This window comes from Bacillus sp. WC2503, from assembly GCF_052682895.1.
Genome location: NZ_JBQYMD010000001.1, coordinates 4,744,530 through 4,756,865 on the forward strand (window position 1 = coordinate 4,744,530; position 12,336 = coordinate 4,756,865).

Here is a 12,336-nt window from a genome sequence, read left to right on the forward strand (position 1 = left end):
ACTTATCCATGATATAATGTTATTTATAAGAACTGTGTAAAAGCCCGGTGAACGGGTTTTTTCATTTGCGCAAAAAAATGTACGTCAGGGAGGGAAGGACGCTCGTCCTAAATGAATGGAAAAAAGTTGGTATGTTGTCCATACTTATTCTGGATATGAAAATAAAGTAAAGGCAAACCTAGAGAAACGTGTAGAATCAATGGGTATGCAAGATAAAATTTTCCGTGTTGTTGTCCCGGAAGAAGTAGAAGTAGAAATGAAAAATGGTAAAGAAAAAATAATGAAAAGAAAAGTGTTCCCAGGTTACGTATTAGTGGAACTAATCATGACTGATGACTCTTGGTATGTTGTTCGTAATACACCGGGTGTAACAGGTTTTGTTGGTTCTTCAGGTTCTGGATCTAAACCATCTCCTCTATTAGAAGAGGAAGTTGTTACCATTATGAAGCATATGGGAATGGACAATGAAGTGGTTGATTTCGACTTTGAACTTCATGAGACAGTACGTGTAAATGAGGGACCATTCGCAGATTATACAGGTGCTATTGAAGAAATTGATGTGGAGAAGAAGAAAGTTAGTGTGCTTGTAGATATGTTTGGTCGCGAGACTCCAGTTGAACTTGACTTCCATCAAATTGAAAAATTATAAAATGAAACTTGAAATGAATTGTAAAAAGTGATAATATCTTTTAAGTCAGTACGTCTTCGTTATCGGAGACGTTTTTTGAAAGATTTTATCGTTACAGATAAAATATGACGTGGGAGGGCAAATCACTGTCCAATTGACCACATCACGGACTTAAGGAGGTGTGTCTCGTGGCTAAAAAGGTAATTAAAATGGTAAAGCTTCAAATTCCTGCAGGTAAAGCTAACCCAGCTCCACCAGTTGGTCCAGCATTAGGACAAGCAGGTGTTAACATCATGGGCTTCTGTAAAGAGTTTAACGCTCGTACAGCAGATCAAGCTGGTCTTATCATCCCTGTTGAAATTACGGTATTTGAGGACCGTTCATTCACTTTCATTACTAAAACTCCTCCTGCTGCTGTTCTTCTTAAGAAAGTAGCTGGTATTGAGTCTGGTTCTGGTGAACCAAACCGTAATAAAGTGGCAACTGTTAAGCGTGATAAAGTACGCGAAATCGCTGAAACTAAAATGCCTGACCTAAACGCTGCTAGCGTAGAAGCTGCAATGCGTATGGTTGAAGGTACTGCACGCAGTATGGGCATCGTTATCGAAGACTAATTCGATTTGTTTTTAAAAAAGGTTGCGGGTCTGGAATTCCAATTCGCAACCTTTATTATCGTAAATGATTATCGTTTTTTAAAATAAAAGGATGGCGCGCATCCTCAGGTTATCCCTGGAAAAAAAGCGTAAACGTGGGAGGTTATTCCGCTAAAACCACATTCGAGGAGGAAATAAAAATGGCTAAAAGAGGTAAAAAGTACGTAGAAGCTGCGAAGCTTGTCGATCGTGCAACTGCTTACTCTGCAACAGAAGCAGTAGAATTAGTAAAGAAAACAAACACAGCTAAATTTGATGCAACTGTAGAAGCTGCATTCCGTTTAGGTGTTGACCCTAAGAAAGCTGACCAACAAATTCGTGGCGCAGTTGTTCTTCCACACGGTACTGGTAAAGTACAACGTGTATTAGTATTCGCTAAAGGCGAAAAAGCAAAAGAAGCTGAAGCTGCTGGCGCTGAATTCGTAGGCGATGCTGATTACATCGGTAAAATCCAACAAGGTTGGTTCGATTTCGATGTAGTAGTAGCAACTCCTGACATGATGGGTGAAGTTGGTAAACTTGGTCGCGTATTAGGACCTAAAGGTTTAATGCCAAACCCTAAAACTGGAACAGTTACTTTCGATGTAACTAAAGCTGTTAACGAAATCAAAGCTGGTAAAGTTGAATACCGCGTTGATAAAGCTGGTAACATCCACGTTCCAATCGGTAAAGTATCTTTCGAAGATGCTAAACTAGTAGAAAACTTCAAAACAATTGCTGACACGCTACAAAAAGCTAAGCCAGCTGCTGCGAAAGGTACTTACATGAAGAATGCAACTGTTGCTTCTACAATGGGACCTGGCGTACGCGTAGACGTTTCTACACTTGCGTAAAAATTGGAAGTTGACTTCATAAAGAAGTTTTAATATAATCATTTATGTTGTGAATTTAAATAGTGTACCGTAGACAGTAGGTGTCATTCGACTTAATTTCCTACCTAGGTGTTAATATACGAAGCGGAATCTTTTTTCTGTGACTATATGCCTCCATGTCTACAAGTTGGGCATGGAGGTTTTTAGTGCACTTTCGGTACATCTTCTATATAATCTACAGGAGGTGTAATAACATGAGCAAAGTAATCGAAACTAAACAACAAGTTGTAACTGAAATCGCGGACAAACTTCGCGCTAGTAAATCTACAATCGTTGTTGACTACCGTGGTTTAACAGTTTCTGAAGCAACAGAATTACGTAAGCAATTACGTGAAGCTGGCGTTGAGTTCAAAGTTTACAAAAACTCTTTAACTCGTCGTGCTGCAGAGTCTGCTGAAATGGCTGAGTTAAACGAATTCTTAACAGGACCAAACGCAATCGCGTTCAGTAACGAGGATGTAGTTGCTCCTGCGAAAGTATTAAACGACTTCGCTACAAAACATGAAGCTTTAGAAATTAAAGCGGGCGTAATCGAAGGTAAACTTGTAACACTTGATGAGGTTAAAGCTATCGCTACTCTTCCATCACGTGAAGGCTTACTTTCTATGCTTCTTAGCGTTCTTCAAGCTCCAATCCGTAACCTTGCACTTGCTACTAAAGCAGTTGCAGAACAAAAGGAAGAGCAAGGCGCTTAATTTTTTAAAAGATAATTACTTGTTATCTATAAAACAATACAAACCTATTTAAGGGAGGATATTTACAATGACTAAAGAACAAATCATTGAAGCAGTTAAATCTATGACTGTATTAGAACTTAACGACTTAGTAAAAGCTATCGAGGAAGAATTCGGCGTAACTGCTGCTGCTCCTGTAGCTGTAGCTGGTGGCGCTGGTGAAGCTGCTGCTGAGAAAACTGAATTTGACGTAGTACTTGCAAGTGCTGGCGCTCAAAAAATCAAAGTTATCAAAGCTGTACGTGAAATCACTGGTCTTGGCTTAAAAGAAGCTAAAGAATTAGTTGACAACACTCCAAAAGCAATCAAAGAAGGCGTTTCTAAAGAGGAAGCTGAAGAAATGAAAGCTAAACTTGAAGAAGTTGGCGCTGCTGTAGAAGTTAAGTAATTAACTTTTGATGCTTTAAAAAGCTCGCTCTCATGCGAGCTTTTTTTTTAACTGTAAAGAAAAGAGGTGGCCATATGGCAGACCATTATTTTTCTAACGACCCTTCTAGTAAGAGTGATCGTAAACGATGGGAATTTACGCTTCGTGAATCTCGATTTACTTTTTTATCTGACCATGGGGTGTTCTCGAAAAACGAAGTGGACTTTGGTTCTCGTCTTTTAATTGAAGCGTTTCAAATGCCAGATGTTAAAGGTAATGTGTTAGACGTAGGGTGTGGGTACGGTCCAATCGGTTTGTCGTTAGCGAAAGAGTTTCAAGATCGTGAAATTCACATGGTGGATGTGAATGAAAGGGCCTTGGGGCTTGCAAAAGAAAATGCCGCTAATAACAAAATTGAAAATGTACGTATTTTGCAAAGTAGTGTCTATGAAAATGTAGATGGCAAGTATGCTGTTATTCTATCTAATCCTCCAATTCGTGCTGGTAAAGATATCGTGCATGAGATTTTAGAAAAAGCTGTAGAGTATTTAGTTTCAGGTGGAGAATTGTGGATTGTTATTCAAAAGAAACAAGGTGCACCATCTGCGCTAAAAAAACTAGAAGAAGTATTTTCTGAAGTTGAAGTTGTAGAAAAGAAAAAAGGATATTATATCATAAAATCAAAAAAGCGTTGACGGTTATTTTTGGCTATGTTAACATTATACAATGCCAATATATGATTTTCTGCGTTGAGAAAAGATGTATATTTTTGTTTCTCTTGGAAAAGATAGTAAAATCAGCAGATTATGAAACAGAATGATGGTTTTCTTAAAGAAGCCATTTTTCTTTTTGAGCAGGTAGAAAGACTCAACGTATCTATCTTTAAGAGAAAAAAACTACGCTAATAGCAGTAGTTGTATTTATTTGTGATTTTGCACAATTTTTTTTGTGCATTTATAATACTCATGATTTGAGGGGTGAAGCAGTTGACAGGTCAACTAGTTCAATACGGACGCCACCGCCAACGAAGAAGTTATGCCCGTATTAGTGAAGTATTAGAGTTACCAAATCTTATCGAAATTCAAACCTCTTCTTATCAGTGGTTTCTTGATGAGGGTTTGCGAGAAATGTTCCAAGACATTTCTCCGATCGAAGACTTTACGGGAAATCTATCGCTTGAATTTATCGACTACAGCTTAGGTGAACCTAAATACTCTGTAGAAGAATGCAAAGAGCGTGATGTGACGTATGCAGCACCACTTCGTGTAAAAGTGCGTCTAATCAACAAGGAAACTGGTGAAGTAAAAGAACAAGATGTGTTCATGGGAGATTTCCCACTCATGACAGAGACTGGAACATTCGTAATTAACGGTGCAGAACGTGTTATCGTTTCCCAGTTAGTTCGCTCTCCAAGCGTATACTATAGTGGCAAAGTGGATAAAAACGGAAAACGTGGTTTTACTGCTACTGTAATTCCAAACCGCGGGGCTTGGTTAGAGTATGAGACAGATGCTAAGGATGTTGTATATGTACGTATTGACCGTACTCGTAAACTTCCTGTAACTGTTTTGTTACGCGCATTAGGGTTTGGCTCTGATCAAGAAATCACCGAGCTTTTAGGTGATAACGAATACTTAAGCAACACATTAGAAAAAGACAACACAGATAGCACAGAAAAAGCATTGCTTGAAATTTATGAGCGTCTACGCCCTGGTGAACCACCAACAGTAGAAAATGCAAAGAGCTTACTTGTGTCTCGTTTCTTTGATCCGAAGCGCTACGACTTAGCAAATGTAGGTCGCTATAAGATCAACAAAAAGCTACACATTAAAAATAGATTGTTTAACCAACGTTTAGCTGAAACACTGGTGGATCCAGAAACTGGTGAAATTTTAGCGGCAGAAGGAACAGTCTTAGATCGTCGTACGCTTGATCGCATTCTACCTTACTTAGAGAAAAACATTGGATTCAAAACAGCGAAACCAATGGGTGGAGTGGTAGCAGGCGATGTTGAGCTGCAATCTATTAAGATTTATGCTCCTGAGTCAGAAGGCGAACGCGTAATTAACGTAATTGGTAATGCAAATATTACTCGTGATATAAAACATATTACACCAGGTGATATCCTTGCTTCTATCAGCTACTTCTTCAACCTACTATACAAAGTAGGGGATACAGACGATATCGACCACTTAGGAAACCGTCGTTTACGTTCAGTAGGAGAGCTTTTACAAAACCAATTCCGTATCGGTCTTTCTCGTATGGAACGTGTTGTTCGTGAGAGAATGTCGATTCAAGATACAAATGCAATTACACCACAGGCGTTAATTAACATCCGTCCTGTTATTGCATCTATTAAAGAGTTCTTCGGAAGTTCTCAGTTATCTCAGTTCATGGACCAAACAAACCCATTAGCAGAGTTAACTCACAAACGAAGACTATCTGCATTAGGACCCGGTGGTTTAACGCGTGAGCGCGCAGGCTTTGAAGTGCGTGACGTTCACTACTCTCACTACGGTCGTATGTGTCCGATTGAAACACCAGAGGGACCAAACATCGGTTTGATTAACTCATTATCTTCGTTCGCGAAAGTAAATGAGTTTGGTTTCATTGAAACACCATACCGTCGTGTTGACCCAGAAACTGGTCTTGTAACAGGGCAGGTTGATTATTTAACAGCAGATGAAGAAGATAATTATGTTGTAGCCCAAGCGAATATGAAATTATCTGAAGAAGGAGAATTCCTTGATGAAGATATCGTAGCTCGTTTCCGTGGTGAAAACATTGTCACAAATAAAGAACGCATCGACTATATGGATGTATCTCCAAAGCAAGTAGTGTCGGCAGCGACAGCTTGTATTCCGTTCTTAGAAAACGATGACTCTAACCGCGCACTTATGGGAGCGAACATGCAACGTCAGGCGGTTCCGTTAATGAATCCGGAATCACCGATTGTAGGTACAGGTATGGAGTACGTATCAGCAAAAGACTCAGGTGCTGCAGTAATCTGTAAACACCCTGGTGTTGTTGAACGCGTAGAAGCACGTGAAGTTTGGGTACGTCGCTATGTAGAAGTTGACGGTCAAACAGTAAAAGGCGACTTAGATCGCTACAAAATGCAAAAATTCATTCGTTCTAACCAAGGAACTTGCTACAACCAACGTCCAATCGTAAGTGTTGGAAATGAAGTTGTAAAAGGTGAAATCCTTGCGGATGGTCCTTCTATGGAATTAGGTGAACTAGCACTTGGACGTAACGTGCTTGTTGGCTTCATGACATGGGACGGTTATAACTATGAGGATGCGATCATTATGAGTGAGCGCCTTGTAAAAGATGATGTGTACACTTCTATTCATATTGAAGAATATGAGTCAGAAGCTCGTGATACGAAGCTTGGACCAGAAGAAATTACACGTGATATTCCAAACGTCGGAGAAGATGCACTTCGTAACCTTGATGAGCGTGGTATTATTCGCGTCGGTGCTGAAGTAAAAGATGGAGATCTACTTGTTGGTAAAGTAACACCTAAAGGTGTAACAGAATTAACAGCAGAAGAACGTCTATTACATGCAATCTTCGGTGAAAAAGCACGTGAAGTACGTGATACATCACTACGTGTACCACATGGTGGTGGCGGTATTATCTTAGACGTAAAAGTATTCAACCGTGAAGATGGCGATGAATTGCCACCGGGCGTGAATCAACTTGTACGTGCGTATATCGTTCAAAAACGTAAAATTTCTGAAGGTGACAAGATGGCAGGACGTCACGGTAACAAAGGTGTTATCTCTCGTATTTTACCAGAAGAAGATATGCCTTACTTACCAGATGGTACGCCAATCGATATCATGTTAAACCCATTAGGGGTACCATCTCGTATGAATATCGGTCAGGTATTAGAGCTTCATCTTGGTATGGCAGCAAGATACCTTGGCATTCACATTGCAACACCAGTATTCGATGGTGCTCGTGAGGAAGATGTATGGGGCACAATTGAAGAAGCTGGTATGGCAAATGACGCGAAAACAATCCTGTATGACGGACGTACTGGTGAACCATTCGATAACCGCGTATCTGTTGGTGTCATGTATATGATCAAACTTGCGCACATGGTTGACGATAAACTTCATGCTCGTTCTACTGGACCATACTCACTTGTAACGCAGCAACCTCTTGGAGGTAAAGCTCAGTTCGGTGGACAGCGTTTCGGTGAGATGGAGGTTTGGGCACTTGAAGCTTATGGTGCTGCTTATACTCTTCAAGAAATCTTAACAGTGAAGTCTGATGATGTTATCGGACGTGTTAAGACGTATGAAGCAATTGTTAAAGGTGAAAATGTTCCAGAACCAGGCGTTCCTGAATCATTCAAAGTATTGATTAAAGAACTGCAAAGTTTAGGTATGGACGTTAAAATGATGTCTAGCGACGATAAAGAAATCGAAATGCGTGATACAGAAGATGACGACGATCATCAATCAGCAGATAAATTGAATGTCGAAGTTGAGACAACTAAGGAATAATTGGGATAACCTGTAGACTAAAAGGGAGGTAGGCCCCTTGATAGATGTAAATAACTTTGAATATATGAAGATTGGACTTGCTTCACCTGACAAGATTCGTTCTTGGTCATACGGTGAAGTTAAGAAACCAGAAACAATTAACTATCGTACGTTAAAGCCTGAAAAAGATGGCTTGTTCTGTGAGCGTATTTTCGGACCACAAAAGGACTGGGAATGTCATTGCGGAAAATACAAACGTGTACGTTATAAAGGTGTAGTTTGTGATCGATGTGGCGTTGAAGTAACGCGTGCAAAAGTTCGTCGTGAACGTATGGGTCATATCGAATTAGCTGCTCCTGTATCTCATATTTGGTATTTCAAAGGTATCCCGAGCCGCATGGGACTTGTCTTAGACATGTCCCCTCGCGCGCTTGAAGAAGTAATTTATTTCGCTTCTTATGTTGTAACAGAAAGTGGAGATACACCACTTGATAAGAAGCAATTACTTTCTGAAAAAGAATACCGTGCATATCGTGATCGATATGGTAGCACATTCCAAGCTGCTATGGGTGCAGAAGCGATTAAAAAGCTACTACAAGATATCGATTTAGATAAAGAAGTAGACTTCTTAAAAGAAGAATTAAAAACAGCACAAGGACAACGCCGTACTCGTGCTATTAAACGTCTAGAAGTATTAGAAGCATTCCGTAACTCTGGAAATCACCCATCTTGGATGATCCTAGATGTTCTTCCAGTTATCCCACCAGAACTACGCCCAATGGTACAGTTGGATGGTGGACGTTTTGCTACTTCTGATTTAAACGACTTATACCGTCGTGTAATTAACCGTAACAACCGTTTAAAACGTCTATTGGACTTAGGTGCACCAAGCATCATCGTTCAAAACGAAAAACGTATGTTACAAGAAGCTGTAGACGCATTAATCGATAATGGTCGCCGTGGCCGTCCAGTTACTGGACCAGGTAACCGTCCATTAAAATCTCTATCTCACATGCTTAAAGGTAAACAAGGACGTTTCCGTCAAAACTTATTAGGTAAACGTGTTGACTACTCTGGTCGTTCAGTAATCGTTGTAGGACCGAACTTAAAGATGTACCAATGTGGATTACCGAAAGAAATGGCGCTTGAACTGTTCAAACCTTTCGTTATGAAAGAGTTAGTTGAAAAAGGTTTAGCACACAACATTAAGAGTGCTAAACGTAAAATCGAGCGTGTACAACCTGAAGTTTGGGACGTTTTAGAATCTGTGATTAAAGAACATCCAGTACTTCTAAACCGCGCACCAACACTTCACCGTCTTGGTATCCAGGCGTTTGAACCTACACTAGTAGAAGGTCGTGCAATCCGTCTTCACCCACTTGTATGTACTGCATACAACGCGGACTTTGACGGTGACCAAATGGCGGTTCACGTTCCGTTATCATCAGAAGCACAAGCAGAAGCTCGTATTCTTATGTTAGCGGCACAAAACATCTTGAATCCAAAAGACGGAAAACCAGTTGTTACTCCATCTCAGGATATGGTATTAGGTAACTACTACTTAACACTTGAGCGTGAAGGTGCAATCGGTGAAGGTATGGTCTTCAAAGATGCCAACGAAGCAATACTTGCATACCAAAATGGATATGTACATCTGCACACGCGTGTTGCAGTTGCTGCAAGTTCAGTAAATAATGTAACGTTTACTGAAGAGCAAAAAGGTAAGCTTCTATTAACAACAGTTGGTAAATTAATATTTAACGAAATCTTACCAGAGTCGTTCCCTTATATTAACGAACCAACAAACTCAAACCTTGAAAAAGAAACACCAGCGGAATATTTCGTTGAAAAAGGTGCGAACATTAAAGAAATTATTGCTAGTCGCGAAGAAGTGGCACCATTTAGCAAGAAGATTCTTGGTAACATCATTGCGGAAGTATTCAAGCGTTTCAAAATTACAGAGACGTCTCGCATGCTTGACCGTATGAAGAACTTAGGATTTAAATACTCTACAAAAGCTGGTATTACAGTTGGGGTATCTGACATTCTTGTATTAGGTGAAAAAGATGAAATTCTCCACGAAGCACAAGCAAAAGTAGATAATGTAATTAAACAATTCCGTCGCGGTTTAATCACGGAAGAAGAACGTTACGATCGTGTTATCTCTATTTGGAGTAATGCAAAAGACGTTATCCAAGGAAAACTGATGAAGTCCTTGAATAAACGCAATCCAATCTTCATGATGAGTGATTCCGGTGCCCGTGGTAACGCATCTAACTTCACTCAGCTTGCTGGTATGCGTGGTCTGATGGCCAATCCATCTGGTCGTATCATTGAACTTCCGATCAAATCAAGTTTCCGTGAAGGTTTAACAGTACTTGAGTACTTCATCTCTACGCATGGTGCTCGTAAAGGTCTTGCCGATACAGCACTTAAGACTGCCGATTCTGGTTACTTAACACGTCGTCTTGTAGACGTTGCACAAGATGTAATTGTTCGTGAAGATGATTGTGGAACAGATCGCGGTTTACTAATTGGTGCGATTAAAGAGGGTAATGAAGTAATTGAGTCATTATATGATCGTCTTGTTGGACGTTTTGCAAGAAAAACTGTAAAACATCCTGAAACAGGTGAAGTATTAGTTGCTGAAAATCAATTAATTACTGAAGATATCGCTCATATCGTTGAAAATTCGGGTGTTGAAACTGTAAACATTCGTTCAGCGTTTACGTGTAACACTCGCCATGGTGTATGTAAGAAGTGTTACGGTCGTAACTTAGCAACTGGTACAGACGTAGAAGTAGGAGAAGCGGTAGGTATTATCGCGGCTCAATCTATCGGTGAGCCAGGTACACAGTTAACGATGCGTACGTTCCATACAGGTGGGGTTGCCGGTGATGATATCACACAAGGTTTACCTCGTATCCAAGAGATCTTTGAAGCTCGTAATCCGAAAGGTCAGGCAGTTATCAGTGAAATCGACGGTGTTATCGCAGCGATCAACGATGTTAAAGATCGCCAAGAAGTAGTTGTACAGGGTGAGGTTGAAGCTCGTACGTATGCTATTCCTTACGGTGCTCGTCTGAAAGTAACGCCAGGACAGCCAATTAGCCACGGTAAAGAGTTAACAGAAGGTTCTATTGATCCGAAAGAATTACTAAAAGTAACGGACATTACGGCAGTTCAAGAATACTTATTACGTGAAGTTCAAAAAGTATACCGTATGCAAGGGGTAGAAATTGGTGACAAACACGTAGAGGTAATGGTACGTCAAATGCTACGTAAAGTTCGTGTAAGTGATGCAGGTGAAACAGATGTATTACCAGGAACATTACTAGATATCCATCAGTTTACTGATGCGAATGCGAAGGTGTTACTGCAAGGTAAACAACCAGCAACGGCTAGACCTGTTCTACTTGGTATTACAAAAGCTTCACTTGAAACTGATTCATTCTTATCTGCAGCATCATTCCAAGAAACAACTCGTGTCTTAACTGATGCAGCAATTAAAGGTAAACGTGATGAGCTTCTAGGACTGAAAGAGAACGTTATTATCGGTAAACTTGTTCCTGCTGGAACAGGTATGAATCGTTATCGCAAAGTTGATCTTGTAAAAACAACACAAGATGACATGAATGTAGAAAACGATGAGATTTATGTGGAACAGTAAAATTTTCCGTCGTAAATTTTGTATAAAAACATCTAATCCTAGTTGACATTGTATGAGTCAAAATGTTACTATAATCAAGGTTGCTCCTGAACGATGCTTTGGAGGATATTTATATGTCTTATCAAAAAGTGTCAAATGCTGAAAATGTAGTCGTTGGTCATAAACGAACATTGGAAGCAATCAAAAATGGTATAGTTAAAGAAGTTGTTATTGCAGAAGATGCTGATGTGCGGTTAACCCATATTATCATTCGCACTGCTTTGCAACATAACATACCCATAACCAAAGTTGAATCAGTTCGTAAGCTTGGAAAAGTTTCGGGGATTCAAGTGGGAGCTTCAGCAATAGGAATAATAAGTTAAAACTGTTTTTGTGAGGAGAGAGCATTTGCTCTTCCTTGCAAAAACTTTGTTTTCAACTAATAATGAACCACCTGGATATGTGGTCATACAAACATGCGAAGGGAGGATAATCAAATGCCTACTATTAACCAATTAGTGAGAAATGGTCGTACTGATAAAGTATGGAAATCTAAATCACCTGCGTTAAACAAAGGTTTTAACTCTTTAAAGAAAAAATCAACTGATATCTCTGCACCTCAAAAACGTGGTGTATGTACTCGTGTTGGTACAATGACTCCAAAGAAACCTAACTCAGCGTTACGTAAATACGCTCGTGTACGTTTAACAAACGGTATTGAAGTTACAGCTTACATCCCAGGTATCGGTCATAACCTACAAGAGCATAGCGTAGTATTAATTCGCGGTGGTCGAGTAAAGGATTTACCAGGGGTACGTTACCACATCGTTCGTGGAGCGCTTGATACAGCTGGTGTTGACAAACGTATGCAAGGACGTTCTAAATATGGTACTAAGCGACCAAAACCTGCTAAAAAATAATAAACTTATAATGA

General features: G+C 39.9%; 10 protein-coding genes and 1 other annotated feature. All 10 genes read left to right on the plus strand.

What is annotated here, in order from left to right:
• Positions 1-115 precede the first annotated feature (115 nt).
• The 10 genes from nusG (at position 116) to rpsL (ending at position 12,322) form a co-directional block, all read left to right on the plus strand.
• Entirely contained in the window at positions 116-649 is a 534-nt protein-coding gene (nusG, locus tag ACUN26_RS24490; RefSeq protein ID WP_000415793.1) for a transcription termination/antitermination protein NusG, read from the plus strand.
• 167 nt (positions 650-816) lie between these two features.
• Positions 817-1,242, plus strand: coding sequence for a 50S ribosomal protein L11 (rplK, locus tag ACUN26_RS24495; RefSeq protein WP_001085872.1), 426 nt, complete (start codon positions 817-819; stop codon positions 1,240-1,242).
• Positions 1,243-1,421: 179 nt separating this feature from the next.
• The gene (gene rplA / locus ACUN26_RS24500; protein ID WP_002093855.1) at positions 1,422-2,114 is read left to right on the plus strand and encodes a 50S ribosomal protein L1; all 693 of its coding nucleotides are present in this window, start codon (positions 1,422-1,424) and stop codon (positions 2,112-2,114) included.
• Positions 2,115-2,163: 49 nt separating this feature from the next.
• Positions 2,164-2,308, plus strand: a sequence feature (ribosomal protein L10 leader region).
• Between the two features lie 39 nt (positions 2,309-2,347).
• Positions 2,348-2,848 (plus strand): 50S ribosomal protein L10, encoded by a 501-nt coding sequence (gene rplJ / locus ACUN26_RS24505; protein ID WP_000048718.1) that lies wholly within the window; start codon positions 2,348-2,350, stop codon positions 2,846-2,848.
• Positions 2,849-2,915: 67 nt separating this feature from the next.
• The gene (gene rplL / locus ACUN26_RS24510) at positions 2,916-3,275 is read left to right on the plus strand and encodes a 50S ribosomal protein L7/L12 (RefSeq protein ID WP_000159737.1); all 360 of its coding nucleotides are present in this window, start codon (positions 2,916-2,918) and stop codon (positions 3,273-3,275) included.
• 74 nt (positions 3,276-3,349) lie between these two features.
• Complete coding sequence (locus tag ACUN26_RS24515; RefSeq protein WP_000763276.1) at positions 3,350-3,949, plus strand: class I SAM-dependent methyltransferase; 600 nt, start codon at positions 3,350-3,352, stop codon at positions 3,947-3,949.
• 291 nt (positions 3,950-4,240) lie between these two features.
• Positions 4,241-7,774, plus strand: a complete 3,534-nt coding sequence (gene rpoB / locus ACUN26_RS24520) for a DNA-directed RNA polymerase subunit beta (protein WP_000147560.1) — start codon at positions 4,241-4,243, stop codon at positions 7,772-7,774.
• Positions 7,775-7,811: 37 nt separating this feature from the next.
• Positions 7,812-11,423 (plus strand): DNA-directed RNA polymerase subunit beta', encoded by a 3,612-nt coding sequence (gene rpoC, locus ACUN26_RS24525; RefSeq protein ID WP_000567945.1) that lies wholly within the window; start codon positions 7,812-7,814, stop codon positions 11,421-11,423.
• Positions 11,424-11,536: 113 nt separating this feature from the next.
• Positions 11,537-11,785: a 50S ribosomal protein L7ae-like protein gene (locus ACUN26_RS24530; protein ID WP_000121831.1), complete on the plus strand. Its 249-nt coding sequence runs from the start codon at positions 11,537-11,539 to the stop codon at positions 11,783-11,785.
• Between the two features lie 114 nt (positions 11,786-11,899).
• Positions 11,900-12,322, plus strand: a complete 423-nt coding sequence (rpsL, locus tag ACUN26_RS24535) for a 30S ribosomal protein S12 (RefSeq protein ID WP_001142341.1) — start codon at positions 11,900-11,902, stop codon at positions 12,320-12,322.
• Positions 12,323-12,336 lie beyond the last annotated feature (14 nt).

Excerpts from the sequence above, each read along its gene's own strand:
- nusG (WP_000415793.1), top strand. The coding sequence starts at position 116 with ATGGAAAAAAGTTGGTATGTTGTCCATACTTATTCTGGATATGAAAAT.
- rplA (WP_002093855.1), top strand. The coding sequence starts at position 1,422 with ATGGCTAAAAGAGGTAAAAAGTACGTAGAAGCTGCGAAGCTTGTCGAT.
- rplJ (WP_000048718.1), top strand. The coding sequence starts at position 2,348 with ATGAGCAAAGTAATCGAAACTAAACAACAAGTTGTAACTGAAATCGCG.
- rplL (WP_000159737.1), top strand. The coding sequence starts at position 2,916 with ATGACTAAAGAACAAATCATTGAAGCAGTTAAATCTATGACTGTATTA.
- ACUN26_RS24515 (WP_000763276.1), top strand. The coding sequence starts at position 3,350 with ATGGCAGACCATTATTTTTCTAACGACCCTTCTAGTAAGAGTGATCGT.
- ACUN26_RS24530 (WP_000121831.1), top strand. The coding sequence starts at position 11,537 with ATGTCTTATCAAAAAGTGTCAAATGCTGAAAATGTAGTCGTTGGTCAT.
- rpsL (WP_001142341.1), top strand. The coding sequence starts at position 11,900 with ATGCCTACTATTAACCAATTAGTGAGAAATGGTCGTACTGATAAAGTA.